Annotated in this window: 15 protein-coding genes and 1 riboswitch; of the genes, 8 read left to right on the top strand and 7 right to left on the bottom strand. The window is 67.3% G+C overall.

The window, feature by feature from the left end; translation table 11 throughout:
* Window positions 1-122 precede the first annotated feature (122 nt).
* Both BSE24067_RS06200 and BSE24067_RS06195 read left to right on the top strand, forming a co-directional pair.
* The gene (locus BSE24067_RS06200) at window positions 123-935 is read left to right on the top strand and encodes a class I SAM-dependent methyltransferase (protein WP_151066426.1); all 813 of its coding nucleotides are present in this window, start codon (window positions 123-125) and stop codon (window positions 933-935) included.
* Window positions 936-1080: 145 nt separating this feature from the next.
* Entirely contained in the window at window positions 1081-1485 is a 405-nt protein-coding gene (locus BSE24067_RS06195) for a nuclear transport factor 2 family protein (protein WP_151066425.1), read from the top strand.
* Window positions 1486-1531: 46 nt separating this feature from the next.
* Here BSE24067_RS06195 and BSE24067_RS06190 read toward each other — a convergent pair whose 3' ends face one another.
* From BSE24067_RS06190 to BSE24067_RS06175, 4 genes are all read right to left on the bottom strand, one after another.
* Window positions 1532-2140, bottom strand: a complete 609-nt coding sequence (locus BSE24067_RS06190; protein ID WP_244130510.1) for a hypothetical protein — start codon at window positions 2138-2140, stop codon at window positions 1532-1534.
* A gap of 533 nt (window positions 2141-2673) precedes the next feature.
* The gene (locus BSE24067_RS06185; RefSeq protein ID WP_151066424.1) at window positions 2674-4155 is read right to left on the bottom strand and encodes an aldehyde dehydrogenase family protein; all 1482 of its coding nucleotides are present in this window, start codon (window positions 4153-4155) and stop codon (window positions 2674-2676) included.
* A 30-nt stretch (window positions 4156-4185) separates the two neighbouring features.
* Window positions 4186-5136 (bottom strand): agmatinase, encoded by a 951-nt coding sequence (speB, locus tag BSE24067_RS06180; protein WP_151066423.1) that lies wholly within the window; start codon window positions 5134-5136, stop codon window positions 4186-4188.
* A gap of 138 nt (window positions 5137-5274) precedes the next feature.
* The gene (locus tag BSE24067_RS06175) at window positions 5275-6180 is read right to left on the bottom strand and encodes a helix-turn-helix transcriptional regulator (RefSeq protein WP_151066422.1); all 906 of its coding nucleotides are present in this window, start codon (window positions 6178-6180) and stop codon (window positions 5275-5277) included.
* A 198-nt stretch (window positions 6181-6378) separates the two neighbouring features.
* On the opposite strand from BSE24067_RS06175, the gene BSE24067_RS06170 reads away from it, so the two are divergent.
* The 3 genes from BSE24067_RS06170 to BSE24067_RS06160 all read left to right on the top strand — a co-directional run bounded on the left by BSE24067_RS06170 (window position 6379) and on the right by BSE24067_RS06160 (window position 9520).
* Window positions 6379-6723 carry a cupin domain-containing protein gene (locus BSE24067_RS06170; protein WP_151066421.1) on the top strand — a complete coding sequence of 115 codons (345 nt, stop codon included), beginning with the start codon at window positions 6379-6381 and terminating at the stop codon, window positions 6721-6723.
* A gap of 257 nt (window positions 6724-6980) precedes the next feature.
* The gene (locus BSE24067_RS06165) at window positions 6981-8465 is read left to right on the top strand and encodes an NAD(P)/FAD-dependent oxidoreductase (protein ID WP_151066420.1); all 1485 of its coding nucleotides are present in this window, start codon (window positions 6981-6983) and stop codon (window positions 8463-8465) included.
* A 134-nt stretch (window positions 8466-8599) separates the two neighbouring features.
* On the top strand, window positions 8600-9520 hold the full coding sequence (locus tag BSE24067_RS06160) for a LysR family transcriptional regulator (RefSeq protein WP_151066419.1): 921 nt from the start codon (window positions 8600-8602) through the stop codon (window positions 9518-9520).
* Between the two features lie 66 nt (window positions 9521-9586).
* Here the strand turns inward: BSE24067_RS06160 and BSE24067_RS06155 are convergent, their stop codons facing one another.
* Window positions 9587-9955 (bottom strand): hypothetical protein, encoded by a 369-nt coding sequence (locus tag BSE24067_RS06155; RefSeq protein WP_151066418.1) that lies wholly within the window; start codon window positions 9953-9955, stop codon window positions 9587-9589.
* Window positions 9956-9993: 38 nt separating this feature from the next.
* Window positions 9994-11004 carry a sodium:calcium antiporter gene (locus tag BSE24067_RS06150; RefSeq protein WP_151066417.1) on the bottom strand — a complete coding sequence of 337 codons (1011 nt, stop codon included), beginning with the start codon at window positions 11002-11004 and terminating at the stop codon, window positions 9994-9996.
* Between the two features lie 121 nt (window positions 11005-11125).
* Window positions 11126-11262, bottom strand: a riboswitch (yybP-ykoY riboswitch).
* Window positions 11263-11534: 272 nt separating this feature from the next.
* Between BSE24067_RS06150 and BSE24067_RS06145 the strand changes: the two genes are divergently transcribed.
* Entirely contained in the window at window positions 11535-13346 is a 1812-nt protein-coding gene (locus tag BSE24067_RS06145; RefSeq protein ID WP_151066416.1) for an ExeM/NucH family extracellular endonuclease, read from the top strand.
* A gap of 232 nt (window positions 13347-13578) precedes the next feature.
* Here the strand turns inward: BSE24067_RS06145 and BSE24067_RS06140 are convergent, their stop codons facing one another.
* A complete protein-coding gene (locus BSE24067_RS06140; protein ID WP_174904711.1) occupies window positions 13579-13860 on the bottom strand; it encodes a hypothetical protein in 282 nt (93 codons plus the stop codon).
* Window positions 13861-14168: 308 nt separating this feature from the next.
* Between BSE24067_RS06140 and BSE24067_RS06135 the strand changes: the two genes are divergently transcribed.
* On the top strand, window positions 14169-16019 hold the full coding sequence (locus tag BSE24067_RS06135; RefSeq protein WP_151066414.1) for a S10 family serine carboxypeptidase-like protein: 1851 nt from the start codon (window positions 14169-14171) through the stop codon (window positions 16017-16019).
* A 56-nt stretch (window positions 16020-16075) separates the two neighbouring features.
* Window positions 16076-16501, top strand: a complete 426-nt coding sequence (locus BSE24067_RS06130; RefSeq protein WP_244130511.1) for a 2-oxoglutarate dehydrogenase — start codon at window positions 16076-16078, stop codon at window positions 16499-16501.
* Window positions 16502-16914 lie beyond the last annotated feature (413 nt).

Raw genomic sequence — 16914 nt, 5'->3', positions numbered from 1 at the left:
GCTCCGGCCCCGTTCGTCGCGGGCCACGTTCCGCCGTTCCAGCACCTATCCTGTATGAAGCCCGTCCCGCGCCGGCTTGGTGCCGCGTGTGGCGAAACGAATACGCGAACGAAGGGGGTGTCATGACCGATCGCGACAAGGTGTTTGCGGGCCCGATCCCGGCGTTCTACGACACGCTGATGGTCCCGCTGATCTTCGACGCCTATGCGGCCGACCTGGCGGCGCTCGTGGCCGGGTTTTCGCCCCGCACGGTGCTCGAAACGGCTGCCGGCAGCGGCGCGGTCACGCGGGCGCTTGCGCCGTGGCTCGGCGCGGATGCGCGCTACGTGGTGACCGACCTCAACCAGCCGATGCTCGACTACGCGATGACCAGGCAGGCGCCCGACGGCCGTATCGAATGGCGGCAGGCGGACGCGCTCGCGCTGCCGTTCGACGACGCGTCGTTCGATGTCGTCTGCTGTCAGTTCGGCGCGATGTTCTTTCCCGACCGGGTTGCCGGCTACGCCGAGGCGCGGCGCGTGCTGGCGCCGCACGGGCATTTCGTCTTCAGCGTGTGGGACCGCATCGAGGAAAACGCGTTCGCCGACGAAATCACCGGCGCGCTCGCCACGCTGTTTCCGCACGACCCGCCACGATTCCTCGCGCGCACGCCGCACGGCTATCACGATGTCGCGCTGATCCGCGACGACTTGCATCGCGCGGGTTTCATCGACGTCGATGTCGCGACGCGCGAGAAGACCAGTCGCGCGGCTTCGGCACGCGATGCCGCCACCGCGTATTGCCGCGGCACGCCGCTGTACGACGAAATCGTCTCGCGCGACCCCGGCCTGATTCAGCTCGCGATGGACCGCGCGACGGAGGCGATTGCGGCGCGCCATGGCGACGGGCCGGTGGCCGGCAAGATCCAGGCGCACGTCATCGTCGCCGCCGGATAGCGGTGTGCCGATTGCTCACAGGAATCCGCTCGACCGTATTGCTCGCGAATCCTCGCCGCGATGCGCGTCGGTTCGCCTATGCTGAATTGTCTGCGGCCGGACTCCGCGCCGCGACACGGCGGACCGGCGACGACGGGAGGACGCGATGAGCGAACAAGCCAACGTGCAACTGGTGCAGCACGCGTACGCGGCGTTCGGCAGGGCCGATATCGACGGCATTCTGCGGACGCTGTCCGACAGCATCGACTGGTTCATCCCGGGCCCGGCGGACGTCGTTCCGTTCGCCGGCCGGCGACAAGGGCCGCGGGAGGTCGCGGCATTCTTCGCGGCGCTTGCGTCCGCGCAGACGGCGGAACGGTTCGAACCGCTCGAATTCATCGCGAGCGGCGACCGCGTCGTCGTGCTCGGCACGCAGCGCTGGCGCGTCCATTCGACCGGGCGTACGTACGAGGACGACTGGGTGCACCTCTTCACGATCCACTGCGGAAAGATCGCGGCGTTCGTCGAGTATCACGATACCGAGGCCGAAGCGGCCGCTCATCGACGGTGACGGTGCCGTACACATGCCCGGGGCCGGGCTGCCGCGCGAGGCGATGTCACATGAAGCCCGGATTCCTCGGAAGATAGCGCGTCCAGTCGCTGCTGTCGTGCGCGGACATCGCCACCATCGGAAGCGTGAATCGCATGCCGCAGCTGGCGGCGATCGGCAGCGCGTCGCTCGTCCCGGGCACGAACGCGGAGACCCGCGGTGCGTCGCCGCGCAGCGCCAGCGCGAGTGCCGTGCGGAATGCATCGGGCATTGCGTGCGCATGCATGACCGCCAGCGGACCGATATGGCCGGTGGCCGCAACGTACGCGTAGCCGACACGCTCGCCCGCCTCTTCGACGAATACGCGTTGCATCGTCGAGTCGCCGGCCAGATACCGGTGATGCTTCTCCCGCGAGACCCCCAGCGCGGCAAGATCGATCCGCCGCAGCACGTGGAGATCGTCGTCGGTCAGCCGGATCGGCGTCGTGCGGAGCAATGGACCGTGCGCGCAACACGCCAACGCGTCGCGCGCGGCGCTGCACAGGTGAATCGGCACGTGCGGCAGCATGCCGTGGCGCACGTACAGCCCTTGGGATACGACGTTGAACGCGAACGTGATCAGGCTTCTGGTGGTGGCGCCGGCCGCGTCTGCATGCTGGAGCGTGCGCTCCAGCAACGCTTCGCCGATGCCCTGCCCCTGGTGCCCGGGGGGCGACGAACAATTCGGCGAGGAACCAGAGCCGATCGCATACCCAGCTCAGCGCAAAGCCGACGATTTCGCCGCCATCTTCGGCGAGCCACGCCCCGCGTGAATCGTCCCGGACGCAGAAGGCCTGGAAATCCGGCGGTCGCGACGTCGCGATCGAGCCGAACCCATGACGGACGGTCAGATCGTTGATGCTGCGGACGACCAGTGCTTCGGCGATTGGCAGGTCGTCGGCGCCTGCGGGGCGGATAACACGCGGCATGGGCATCTCTCGCGGGGGCGATGGCTTGATGTATAGCAGACGCGGGCCGCATCCCCAAGCGCGCAATGGCTGGTCCGTATTCCGCTTGCCTCGTGCGCGATGGCGGTGCGGATGCGAGCGTGGCGAACGGGATGCCACGAGGTTCTGCCGCGCTCGCCGGCATCCGGCGAAGTCACACCAAAAAAACAACGCCAACCCGCTGCTCCCGACGCGCCGCGTCCGCCCTGCGCGGCCGCCGCGATCAATCCACCGCGCGCATCGCGTGACGCAGTTCCTGATAGCTGCGCAGCCCGGTCACGCCAAGTTCGCGGCCGATCCCGCTGAGCCCGAGGCCACCCCAGCACACATGCGGATAGATGAGCTGCGGCGCATTGATCCACACGAGCCCCGCTCGCACGCGCGCCCGGAACGCGTTGGCCGCCGCCGCATCGCGCGTGACGACGGTCGCGACGAGCCCATAGCGTGTGTCGTTCGCGAGCGCGATCGCTTCGTCGTCGGTGCGGAACGACTTCACGCACGCGACCGGACCGAACACTTCGTCGGTCCACAGCAGGTTGTCGGCCGGCGGTTCCGCGATCACGACGGGCGCCATGAAGAAGCCGCCGCCGCCCGCGTCGGCGACGCGGCCGCCGAACGCGACGCGCGCGCCTGCCGCGATCCCTTGCTCGACCATCGTCTCGACGCGCGTGCGCTGCGCGGCGGAAATCATCGGCCCCATCGCGGCCTGTTCGGTGCCGGGCGGCGCGACGACGAGCGCGCGCACGGCCGTCTCGAACGCGGCCATGAAGCTGCGGTACAGGCTGTCGTGCACGAGGATGCGCGCGGTGGCCGAGCACATCTGGCCCGCGTTCGTGAACGCGCCGGCCACGGCCAGCGACACCGCGACGTCGAGATCGGCATCGTCGCGCACGATCAGCGACGACTTGCCGCCGAGCTCGAGCGTCACGCGCTTCATGTCGTCGGCCGCGGACCGCATCACCTTGCGGCCGGCGGCGGTGCTGCCGGTGAACGAGATCTTGTCGATCTGCGGATGCGCGGTCAGCGCCGCGCCGACGTCGGCGCCGCCATTGACGACGTTGACGACACCGTCCGGCACGCCGGCTTCGGCGATCAGTTCGAGCAGCGCGTGCTCGGCCGGCGACGTCAGTTCGGACGGCTTCAGCACGGCCGTGCAGCCGGCCGCGAGCGCGGGCGCGAGCTTCCACGCGGTCGTGACCATCGGGAAGTTCCACGGCACGATGAGGGCGGCGACGCCGACCGCGTCGTAAAAGCGCTCGGCCGCGAACGCGTCGACCGGCAGCGCGACCGGTTCGGCCGCGAACAGCGCGGCGTCGTCGCACAGCGTCGCGTAGTAGGCGAACGTCGCGGCGACGTCGCCGACGTCGGCATCGGCTTCGGACGGCGGCTTGCCGCTGACCTGCATCTGCAATGCAGCGAGGCGCGCGCGATTGGCCTCGACGCGCTCGGCGATCTTCGCGAGCAGCCGGCCGCGCTCGGCCGGCGGCGTGTCGCGCCAGCCGGCGAATGCGTCGCGCGCGGCGCGGACCGCGGCGTCGACGTGCGCGGGCGTCGCGAATTCCTGCCAGCCGATCGTGTCGCCGGTCGACGCGTTGAAGATCGGCGCGCCGGCTTCGACGGAATGCGTGCGCACCGGCTGGCCGCCGATGTGTGCGGCGGGCAGCACGCGCGCCGCGGCGGAAGGGGAAAGCTCGGGAGCGGACATGTCGATGTTCCTGTCGGACGAATGGCTGGTTCAGCGGTACGCGACGCCCGGCATCACGCAGAGCATCTCGAACGCGAGGTTCGCGCCGACGAGCGCGGTGGTGCCGGTCGGATCGTACGGCGGCGACACTTCGACGAGATCCGCGCCGACGATGTTCAGCCCCTTCATCCCGCGAACGATTTCGAGACCCTGCTGCACCGACAGACCGCCGATTTCCGGCGTGCCGGTGCCGGGCGCGAACGACGGATCGAGCCCGTCGATGTCGAAGCTCAGATAGACGGGCGTGTCGCCGACGCGCTCGCGCACCTGCGCCATCAGCGGCGCGAGCGACGTGTTCCAGCATGCTTCGGCTTGCACGACGGTGAAGCCCTGCTGGCGGCACCAGTCGAAATCGTCCGCGTGGTAGCCGGTGCCGCGCAGGCCGATCTGCGTGACCTTGTCGCATTGCAGCAGGCCGTCCTCGACCGCGCGGCGAAACGGCGTGCCGTGCGCGATCTTCTCGCCGAACATGGTGTCGTTGACGTCCGCATGCGCGTCGACGTGCACGACCGCGACCTTGCCGTACTTCCGGTGCAGCGCGCGCAGGATCGGCCACGCGATCGTGTGGTCGCCGCCGAGCGTGATCGGCCGGCAGCCGTTCGCGACGATGTCGTCGTACGCGTGCTCGATGCGGCGCACCGAATCCTTCAGGTCGTACGGGTTGGTCGCGACGTCTCCGATGTCGGCGACCTGCAGCGAGTCGAACGGTGCGGCGCGGGTCGCCATGTTGTACGGGCGCAGCAGCACGGATTCGGTGCGGATCTGGCGCGGGCCGAAGCGCGAACCCGAGCGGTTCGACGTGCCGAGGTCGAGCGGCACGCCGACGAAGCATACGTCGAGGCCGTCGGTGGTCGCGGCTTGCGGCAGCCGCATCATCGTGGCAATGCCGCCGAAGCGCGGCATCTCGTTGCCGCCCATCGGCTGGTTCAGTTCGCGGCGCATGGGGCCGTCTCCTCGTGCTGGTGAAAAGCGATCGGCCGATGGTAGAGGAGAACGCGCGCGGGAAGATTTCGAAGTCGCAACGTTTACATCGACGGATCTCGATGCGAACGGCGCTGCCGCATCGATCCGATGCAACCGTCAGCGAGCGACCGGATCACCGGCGATCGCGGGCCGCGCGCCGATGTCGTCATCGTGCGCCGCGGCGGACGGACATGCCGGCGCCGCCGAGCCCCAGGCGGCGAGCTCGCGCTTCGTGCGCACGCCGAGCTTCGCGAATGCGCGCTTCACGTACGACTCGGCCGTCGCGACGCGCACGCCGAGGATGCCGGCGGCTTCCGGCACGGTCTTGCCCGAGATCAGGTGCTTGCACGTTTCGTATTCGCGCTTCGACAGCTTGATGCCGTCGGCCGCGACCCGCGCATCGAACTGCGCGAGCGGATGCACTTCCGGCGTCGGATGCGCGACGCGCCGCGCGGCGGTGGTCGACGTGTGCAATTCGAGCAGCGGGAACAGCACGTCGCTGATGCTGCGAAAGCGGTTCATCTCGGCGAGCGTGAACGGCGGGCGGTCGCGGCCGCGTTCGAGCGCGATCGAATGCTGCGCGTAGCGGGTGCCGCGCGCGAGCACGCATTCGTGGCCGATATGCACGTCGTCGAACAGCCGCTGCCGGAATTCGCCGGGCGGGATCGCCGCGATGTCGCGCACGACGAGCATCGTGCCCGTCTTGCCGCGCAGCCCCGCGAACAGCGGATCGCTGTCGAGAAAGCGCTCGTAATAGAGCGTCATCACGTCGGAGATTTCGGCGGTCGCGGTGCCGATGCCGCTGCTGCCGATCCATTCGCAGCGATAGCCGGTCGGCATCGAGCCGTCGACGCGCGAACGTTCGACGTGCGCGACGTCGAGCGGCACGACTTCGTTCAGCAGTTGCGTGAGGCGCGGCACGAAGTGCGGCGTGCCGACCGTCTCGATCAGTTCGCCCAGCGCCTTGAACGACACGTTGAAACGGTCGGTGTCGCGGTGGAAGGGGTTCACGTCGAGCTGCATGCGGTTCCCCGGTGAAAATCGGGCGCGATTCTAGCGGTTGCGGCCGGAAGCGTCAGTAGGGAGAAATACCTGCGGGTGCGCGGCCGCCCGGCTTGCGCCCGAAAAACGCGGTTTGTCCCCCCCGAGGGGGGGCATACCGGCGCAGTGTAAATGAGTAACTTTGTTTCTGCTTTTTTCAATCGAGAGACGAAGATTCAGATGACCAAACTGATCAAGGACATCCTGCCGCTCGGCGCAGGCATTGGCGAATTCACGAAGCTCGACTTCGGGATGGACGAGAGCGACTGGCGCGCGGCCGAAGGCAAGAGCGGCAACTACGTCGTCGGCTGGTGGGAAGGCAAGATCGGCTCGGTCGAGTTCCCTGAAACCGCCGCCGACGAAGCGGTGTGGCTCGTCGAGGGCCGTATCGCGCTGACCGACGTCGAGGGCAACCGCAAGGAATTCGCGCCGGGCCAGGGCTACCTGCTGCCGGCCGGGTTCGCGGGCCGCTGGGAGACGATCGAGGACGCGAAGAAGTTCTACGTGCTGCTCGAGAAGTCGTGATGCGAGGAGCCGCCGCCGCGGCGTGGTCGTCAGATTGACGCAGGCCCGGCGGCGGGGGCGGTTTCGATCGACCGCAAACGACGCCGATGTCTGCCGCGTTTCCACCGGCGGCATCCATTGCGGCTTGCGGTGCACGCGCGGATCGTCGTCGCCATCGGCGAAACCGCGGCGAGTGCGCACATCGGTGAGATGGGCGAATTCGGCACGCCGTGCAGGAATCGCATGCGCGGTCGCGATCACGTGAACTGGCTGGGATCATGGACATGGAAGTCAACGAAGCAACGCAACGCGCCACCCAACGCGCAACACACGCCGCACCGGCTCACGCGCAGGCCGCGCGCCGCGCACCGGCCGCACCGAGCGCCGCCGACGCGCTCGCGAACACGAAGCTGTTCCCGTACTGGCTCGACAACCCGGCCGCGCCGGCGGCGGAGCCGGAACTCGTCGGCGACACGACGGCCGACCTGCTGATCGTCGGCGGCGGCTTCACCGGGTTGTGGGCGGCCGTGCAGGCGAAGGAGCAGATGCCGCACCTGAACGTGGTGCTGATCGAGGCCGGCAAGGTCGCGCACGGCGCATCGGGTCGCGCGGGCGGGATCATCTCGACGTCGGTGATGCACGGGCTGCCGAACGCGGTGCGCGTGTTCCCGAACGACATCGCGCAGCTCGAGGCGTTCGGCCATCGCAACCTCGACGGCTTCGAGGACACGCTGAAGCGCTACGACATCGACGCCGACATCGAGTGGAACGGCGAGATGACGGTCGCGGTGGACCCCGAGCACGTCGCGCACCTGAAGGCCGACTACGACCTGCATCGCGAATACGGGCACGACGTCGTGCTGCTGAACCGCGACGAAACGCTCGAGCAACTGAATTCGCCGCTGTTCGCGGGCGCGCTGTGGTCGCGCAATCGCAGCGGCATCGTGCATCCGGCAAAGCTCGCGTGGGGGCTCAAGCGCGCGGCGCTGCAGCTTGGCGTGAAGCTGCACGAGCACACGCCGCTCACGACCGTCACCGACGAAGGCAGCACCGTGTACGTCACGACGCCGAAGGGCAGCGTGCGCGCGCCGCGCGTCGTGTTCGGCAGCGGCACGGCGAAGGTCGGCATTGCCGACATCAACCGCCGCGTGATGCAGGTGCGCGACCATGTGCTCGCGACCGAGCCGCTCACCGACGAGCAGCTCGCGCGGATCGGCTGGAAGAACCGCCAGGGCGTGTACGACACGCGCACGCAGCTCAACTATTTCCGGCTGACGAAGCACAACAGCATCATCTTCGGCGGGCTGGTCAGCTATCACTTCGACGGCGATCCCGAGCCGCATCAGGACGGCCGGCGCGAAACCTACCACCGGCTCGCGGAAGCGTTCTACCGGACGTTCCCGCAACTCGGCGACGTGCGCTTCTCGCATGCGTGGGGCGGCCCGATCGACTACTGTTCGCGCGGCTCGGTGTTCGCGAAGCGCTATCTCGGCGGCAAGGCCGTGTTCGTTGCCGGCTATACGGGCTTCGGCGTCGCCGCGAGCCGGTTCGGCGCATTCATGGGGCTGAACATCCTGTTCGATCGCGACAGCCCGGAGCGCAAGCTCGACATCGCGAACCAGAGTCCGAGCTACATCCCGCCCGAGCCGATGCGCTGGATCGCCGCGAAGATCACGTTTCACGCGTTCGACGGCGCGGATGCCGAAGGCGGCTGGAAGCGCGCGTGGATCAACGCGATCAAGGCGATGGGCTTCCCGATGTGAGCGACGGTAGTCGATGAACGACGCGTATGGCGTGCGCCGTTGCCGATGGCGGCGCGCGTCCGGGCTGGTCCATCGGCGAACGCGGCCGGTGCCGTGCCGGTCCGACAACGCGCGCACGCGCAGCGGCTTCAAGCATGTTCTCGAATACCACCGATCTCGATCTCCGGCTCATCCGGGTCTTTCTGGCCGTCGTCGACGCGCGCGGCATCACCGCCGCCGAAGCGTCGCTCGGCGTGCGGCAATCGACGATCAGCACGCAGCTCTCCGCGCTCGAGGCGCGCGTCGGCTTCAAGCTGTGCGATCGCGGCCGCGGCGGCTTTCGGCTGACGTCGAAGGGCGAACGGTTCGCGGCCACCGCACGCACGCTCGTCGCCGCGACGTCCGAGTTCGTCGCGCGCGTACGCGACATCGACCGCAAGCTGGTCGGCACGCTGTCGATCGGCTTGATCGGCCAGGCGCCGCTGGTCGAGAACGCGCGCCTCGCCGATGCGATCGGTGCGTTTCGCAAGCGCGACCAGGCCGTCACGTTCTCGATGAAGGTCGCGTCGCCGCAGGAGCTCGAGGAAAGCCTCGTCAACAACCAGCTCGACCTCGCGATCGGGTACTTCTGGCATCGCGTGCCGGGCCTCGACTACACGCCGCTGTTTACCGAGGAGCAGGTGATCTACTGCGGCCGCGGGCATCCGCTCTTTCATGCGTCGCGCCCGGTGTCGGCCGACGACCTGCAGGCGCACGACTGGGTATGGCGCACGTATCCGGTGCCGGAGGAGCAGTATCCGCTGCCGGAGCGGCGCGTGACCGCGAGCGCGGACAGCATCGAAGCCGCGACGATTCTGATCCTGTCGGGCGGCCATCTCGGCTACCTGCCCGCGCACTATGCGGAGCCGTTCGAGCAGCGCGGGCTCGTGAAGGCCGTCGGCCGCGACACGTTCAGCTTCGACGTGCCGCTGCATCTCGCGATGAAACGCAGTGCGAGCGGCAAGCCGATCGTCGACGCGTTCTGCGAGGACCTGCTGCGTGCGTTCAACGTGAAGGCGGCCGCGCTGGCCGCGTAGTGCGGCGCATCGAGCCGCGACACGCGCGTCGTGAGCGGCGTTGTCGGCGTATCGGGAGGACGCGGCTTACGCATCCGCGCTTTCGTCGCGATACCCGTTCTTGCCGTCGAAGATCTCCTTCAGTGCGGCGCGCAGCACGACCGGATCGTGTTCACCGGGCGCGAGATGGATCACGTAATGCGTGGTGCCGTCGAGTCGCGCGGCGGTGCGCTCATCGAGCTCGACTTCGAGCGTGTTGCCGGCCAGGCGCACCGACAGATCCTTCACGTGCGCGGTGAGCCGGTCGCGCACCATCACCTCGATCGCCGACTCGTCAGGAAAGCGCAGCAGCGAGAAGCAATAGTCCTGCGTCGCATCGTGGCAATAGATGTTCGCGCAACTTTCATCGTCGTCGATGTCGAACGTGGCCGCGCCGACGGTAGCGTGTAGTTCCATGATGTTTCTCTCGATGGGGCAGATGCGGGGCGCGCCGTTCAGCGCGTGAGCGTCACGAGCAGATAGCCCGCATACCCGGCGCCGTTCGCGAGCAGCGCCCAGATCGCGAGCCCGCGCGCACGCGCATTGATGCGCAGCCAGACCGCCGCCGCAAGCGTGATGACGACGCCACTCAGCACTTCGGGGCGCGGCTCCCACGGCGTCAGCATGATGCCGATCGCCGGCAGCAGCGTGCCCTGGAACACCATCGCGCCGGTGATGTTGCCGAACGCGAGCGTGTCTTTCTTGCGGCGGATCCACAGCACGCTGTTGACCTTCTCCGGCAACTCCGTCGCGATCGGCACGATGATCAGCGACAGCAGCAGCGCCGAGATGCCGAGCAGGTGCGACACGCCTTCGACGCCGTGAATGAAGCCCTTCGCACCGCCGACGAGCAGCGCGACGCCGACCGCGAGCTGCAGCGCGATGGTCGCGAGATTCGTCGGCAGCCCGACGCGCGACAGGAACATCGCGTGCGGCGCTTCGGTGCCGTGCCCGGCGTCGACCAGTTGCGTCGATGCGCGGAACGTCATCACGACGTACAGCGCATAGATGCCGACGAGCATCGCGGCGAGCAGTGCGCGCACGGCCCACACGTGATGCGGAACGAACATCGCGATCGTCGCGAGCGCGAACGCGGCGATGAAGTAGTTCAGGTCGCGCACGAAGCCGGTTCGCTCCGGCGTGATCGTCCCCGTCAGCCCGCGCGAGCCGATCACGGCGAGCGTCATCAGGAACGTGGTCAGCGTCGCGAGCATCAGCGGCGCGCCGAGAATCGCGCCGACGCCGATCTCCTCGTTGACGGCCGCGTTCGACGTGCCGCCCGCGAGTGCGAGCAGCGGCACCATCGTTTCGGGCAGCGCGGTACCGACCGCCGCGAACAGCGAACCCGTCACGCCTTCGGAGATCTTCAGCCGTTCGCCGAGATGTTCGAGCGCGTTGGTGAAGAGTTCGGCGGCGACCAGGATGACGAGCAGCATGAACGCCAGTTCGACGAGCATCAGCGTCATGCGGCACCTCCGCAGGCACGTGCACGGGCGGTCGAGGAATTCGCGAAACGGGAAGGGAAGGCAACGAGATACATGGGGACTCCGTGGTCGGACGTTGACGAACCATGACGCATCTGCCGACGTCCGACCAGGAACGACGCGATGCGTCGATGGTCTCGCCAGACCGATTCGGCCGAACGCGCCACGGCCGCAGGCCGAGTGTGTTGACGCGTTCGCTTTCCGGGGAAGGAAAGCAGGCTACTCCCCAAAGACGAACGGCAGTCTAGCCGAGGCGGCTGCTTTCGGCAAGCATGCACCGGCTGCCGCCGGTCCGGCGCCGCAACGGGTGCGTCGGCGCGTCACGATGCGATGCGGCGGGCCGCCGCACAGCTGCCGGAACGCGCACGAGCCCGGCCCGGCGCACCGGCAGCACGCGAACGGCGGCGCGCAAAACGGACCGAGCAAATTACATACCGCTGTCTTGCGATTACCAAAAACTGTCACCGAGCGCCGCTAAGCTTTCGCCACCCTCACCACCGGGATTCCCCGCCATGCACTCGACAATCCGCCTGTTTGCCCCGCTATTGCTGCTGCCGACGCTGGCCGCGCCGGTGTTCGCCGCCACGGCGGCTCCCGTCAGCCCGAACTGCGGCGGCAGCACGACGCCGATCGCCGACATTCAGGGGCCGGGCGCGCCGTCGCCGCTCGCCGGGCAGAACGTGTCGATCGAAGCGGTGGTCACCGCCGATTTCGGCGGCACCGACGGCTTCGGCGGCTTCTTCGTCCAGCAGGCCGACGCGCAGCGCCGCAACCAGCCGGGCGTGTCGGAAGGGCTGTTCGTCTACGCGCCGAAAGCGCGCGCGAAGGCCGGCGATCTCGTGCACGTGACGGGCAAGGTCGAGGAGAAGTACGGGCAAACGCAGCTCACGCTGGCGGGCGCGATCGCGGTGTGCGCGAACGGGCAGACGGTCACGCCGGCGACGCTCACGCTGCCCGTCGACCACGCGGCCACGTTCGCCGCGTATGAAGGGATGCGGGTGCGCCTGCCGCAGACGCTGACCGTCACCGAGAACTACGAACTCGGCCGCTATGGCAGCGTGATGCTGAGCAACGGCCGCCTGCGCACGCCGACGAGCGTGGTGCCGCCGTCGCAGGCGCAGACGCAGATCGATGCGAACGCACGCAACCGGCTGATCCTCGACGACGGCTCGAACAAGCAGAATCCGGCGAGCGTCCCGTATCCGGCGCCGGAACTGTCGGCCGCGAACACGCTGCGCTCGGGCTACACGGTGCGCGACGTCGAAGGCGTGCTCGAAGTGCGGTACGGCGCGTGGCGCGTGCAGCCGCTGCCGGGCGCGGCCGCGCCGGCGTTCGACGCGCGCTCGAACCCGCGCACGAGCGCGCCGGCGCGCGATCCGAAAGCGAACCTGCGCGTCGCATCGTTCAACGTGCTCAACTACTTCAACGGCAACGGTCTCGGCGGCGGCTTCGACGATCCGAACAACCGCGGCGCGAAGAACTACCAGGAGTTCCAGCGTCAGGAAGCGAAGATCGTCAGCGCGCTGAAGGCGCTGAATGCCGACGTGATCGGCCTGATGGAAATCCAGAACAACGGCTACGGCGAACTGAGCGCGGTGCGTCAGCTCGCGGCGAAGCTCGGCAGCCACTGGCGCGTGGTCGATCCCGGCACGTCGCGTCTCGGCGGCGATGCGATCGCGGTCGCGATGATCTACGACAGCCGCTCGGTGGAGCCGGTCGGCCGCGCGGCGACGCTCGCGATCGACGACAAGAACCGCCAGCCGCTTGCGCAATCGTTCCGCCGCATCGGCGGCAAGCAGGCGCTGACGATCGCAGTCAACCATCTGAAGTCGAAGAACTGCCCGGACGCGGCGAATGACGACCTCGACCAGGGCGACGGACAGGGCTGCTGGAACCCGACGCGCACGCGTGCGGCCGCGAAGCTGGCCGACTGGCTCGCGGGCACGCCGACGGGCGTCGCGGGGCAGGGCACGCTGCTGATCGGCGATTTCAACAGCTACACGTATGAAGATCCGATCCGCCTGCTCGAATCGCGCGGCTATCGCAACCTCGTCGCGCGCTGGATCGGCGCGAACGCGTACAGCTACGTGTACAACGGCGAAGCCGGCTATCTCGATCACGCGCTCGCGTCGCTGCCGCTCGCGTCGCACGTGAAGGCCGTGCACGAATGGCACATCAACGCGGACGAGCCGCTCGCGCTGCAGTACACGCTCGCATACAAGTCGGCCGAGCAGCAGAGCACGTACTACGCGCCGGATGCGTATCGCTCGTCGGATCACGATCCGGTGCTGATCGATATCGCGCTGCCGGGTGGCGGGCGCTGAGCACGGCCGAGTCGAGCAGTTGAAGTACGGCGTGCGGCGTCAGCCGCATGTCGGCGCGTGAGCGGCGGCACCGCCGCTCGCTCACGCGGCTCTCCCTTCCCATGCATCGCGCGCCCGATTCGCGATGGTCGCAATCCAGTCTGCATTGCGCGGCACGAACGAGCGCGGCTTCATTGCGAATACCGGCGTAGTAGTCTTCAATGCACATTTCAAGCGGCTCGCGTTCCCACTCTTATATCGTGTAAATAATTCCGTCGAGTATTGAGAAAACCGGGCAATTCGGTATTTTGTGGGTGGTGGTGAGTTTATTCGACGATTCGTGCTGATCGATTCTGGATAATTGAAATGAAAGAAAAATCCTGTCGATTTGAAGGGATTGCAGACGCAAGACCAGCACGGCGGAGAGCGCCGCACAATTAATCGCGCAGCGGCGGCGGTCGATACGAAACGACTCGTGCCGCGCCGGAAAGGCGAACAATCCGGTTTCTTTCAAAATCCAGACACTGCTCTCCATCCGCATTATCAGTGATTTTTTAATATCCGAATGATCTTTGACAACGCGGCGCAGCACCGCCTATTTTTGTGATGTCGTAAATTCAGGTAATACAAAAGTCGTCACAACTGCAAGGGGGCGGCGTTCTCGCATCATTCTCCGCCAGCAGTTTGCTGTGTCTGTATCAAGTTCAGTCTCTCGACGTAGTCCAATCCCCGATCGCCGTCTGCCGACCGTGCAACGCGAATGGCGGGTGCGCCTGCGCGTTTTTCGCCGGCGATGACGGCCCGAGTGTGAAGCGATATCCGATCCAACACAAGGACAGAGGCATGAAACCAGACAGGAGCAGTACCGGCAGCCGCCGCGAACGTCGCGGCCGGCTGGCCGGCCTAGGCGCATTGACGGCGATGACACTCGCGGTCGCAGCCTGCGGCGGCGACGATTCGTCGTCCGCCGGCGCGTCGAGCCTCGCGCAGGCCACCGTGAGCCGGCAGGCCAGTGCGCAACAGGCGGCCGCCAACCAGACGCCGGCGGCGAACCAGCCTTACGTGGACCCCGTCGCGTATTCGATGAACGCCACCGACGGCCTCGCGCCCGCACAGGTGTCGGAGAAGGCGGCGGTGATGCATTACCAGTGGAAGTCCGGCGGCACGACGGTCGACTACACGACGACCACCGGCCACCTGACCGCGCAGGACGCGAACGGCAACGCGGAAGCATCGATGTCGTACGTCGCGTACACCGCGCCGAGCACGAACGGCAAGCCACGGCCGGTCACGTTCGTCTATAACGGCGGCCCCGGCTCGTCGTCGATCTGGCTGCGCCTCGGCTCGTTCGCGCCGACGCGCGTCGCGACGCCCGATCCGCTGTTCGGCAGCAACTGGCCGAACTATCCGCTCGTCGACAACGCTGAAAGCCTGATCGACACGACCGACCTCGTGTTCATCGACCCGCCCGGAACCGGGTTGTCGGAAGCCGTGCTGCCGAACACGAACCAGAAGTACTGGAGTTCGGACGCGGACGTGAACATCATGCGCGACTTCATCCAGCGCTACCTGAGCGTGAACGGCCGCGGCGCGTCGCCGATCTACCTGTACGGCGAATCGTACGGCACGCCGCGCACCGACATGCTCGCGCTCGCGCTCGAATCGGCCGGCGTGCACCTGACGGGGATCGTGCTGCAGTCGGCGATCCTGAACTACTTCGCCGATGCGGTCGAAGCGGTCGCGATCACGCAGTCGACCGAAGGGCTGCTGCTCGATACCGATACCGTAGCCGGCTATCTGCCCGGTTACGCGGCGGTCGCCGAGTACTTCAACCAGGTGTCGCCGGCGCCCGTCAACCCGTATCTGTATGCACTGCAGACGGAACTGTTCACGACGCTGATCTACAACCAGCTGCAGAAATACTCGCAGTCGTGGGTGCTGAGCCAGCTCGGCATTCCGGATGCGCTCGGCACGCCGGTGTTCCCGAGCGATGCGACGCTGACGCTGTGGTCGGTGCCGTCGAGCCTGACGCTGCAGGCGCTGCGCGGCTACTTCAACGCGAATCCGTTCGGCACGAGCCTCTTGCCCGGCACGACGATCGGCCGTTACGACGGACGCGTGTCGCTGCCCAACTCGGACCCGCGGCTGCAAACGGACGGCGATCCGTCGGACATCCTGATCTCGCAGCCGTTCACGAATGCGCTCGCGGCGCAGATGCCCGACTACCTCGGCTACACCGCGCCGAACGCGACATACCTGCCGCTGAACGACGACATCATCCAGGTGTGGGACTTCTCGCATGACGGCCAGCCGATGCCGGACACGATTCCCGATCTGCTCGGCGCGCTGCAGCTCAATCCGAAGCTCCACGTGCTCGCGGAAAACGGCCTGCACGATCTGGCGACGCCGTTCTTCAACACGGAGAAGCAGCTCGCGCGTCTGCAGACGGTCAAGGGGTTGAATCCGAAGCTGCAGGTGAACTTCTTCCAGGGCGGGCACATGACGTATCTGGACGACGTCGCGCGTCCGCAGATGAAGCGCGACCTGAAGATCTTCTATCAGGGCAAGCGGATTCCGACCGCGCTGACGCTGCGCACGCTGCCGCCGCCGTGGCCGGACGAGAACCCGGCCGGCACGCCGACCGGCAGCACGCCGGGCGCGACGGCCGCGACGACGCTGGCGGCGGCGCCGTGAGCGACCGCTGCGGTGCGAACGGCAACCCTCTATTCATCCATTGAATGCGAGCGATCATGTCTCTACTCAACTTGATGCGTCATATGTCTGCGTTGATCGTCGCCGGTGCCGTGACGAGCGGCGCGTACGCGCTGCCGCCGCAGGCGGTCGCGCCGGTGAAGCTGCCGCACGGCGCGCACGGCGTCGACGGTCCGTTCTTTCCTTCGACCCGGGCGGCGCCGGTGCTGCCGTCGACCGGCGCGACGCTGCAGCAGCAGGCGCAGAAGCGCGTCGATGCGCGGCTCGGCGGCAACACGGTGCTGAGCAACGGCGCGGCGGTGACGAAAGCGCAGGCGCAGAGCAGCGGGCTCGGGTTCGTCGCGAAGCACTTCGACGAGATCGATGCGAAACACACCGGTCGCGTGACGATGAGCGACGTGCGGCAGTTCATCCAGCAGCGCCAGGTGCAGGCGCAACAGGAACAGCAGGATCAGCAGGAGTGACGGGGTAGTGGGGACGCATGTAGCGCGGACGGCCGGTGCCGATGGGGCGTAGGCAGTTGCCGGCCGGGCGCAGCGTCTCCACGAACGGCTGGTTCCGTCGAAGGTCCGCATCGCTGCGGACCTTCTTTTTTTTGCCGATGCGCCGCGCGATGCGTCCTAGCGGATTGTCGTAATCCTTCTATCTGAACGAATTTGCGTCTGCTGGAATGGCAATGGCGAATAACCGTTCGGCCGGCATCGCGCGTCCGGGGCAGTCCGGCGTGCCGGGGTCAATCCATCACTCTCTTTCGACCAATCATCATGTTCAATCGCTCTACCAGCACCGTAGCCAACGTCGATCCCGAACTTTTTGCAGCGATCGAGCAGGAAAACCGCCGCCAGGAAGATCACATCGAGCTGATCGCGTCGGAAAA

The sequence above is a fragment of the Burkholderia latens genome, from assembly GCF_902499045.1.
GTDB classification, from domain to species: Bacteria; Pseudomonadota; Gammaproteobacteria; order Burkholderiales; family Burkholderiaceae; genus Burkholderia; species Burkholderia latens.
Note: the sequence above shows the minus strand (reverse complement) of the source record. Positions and strands in the feature narration are given on the sequence as shown.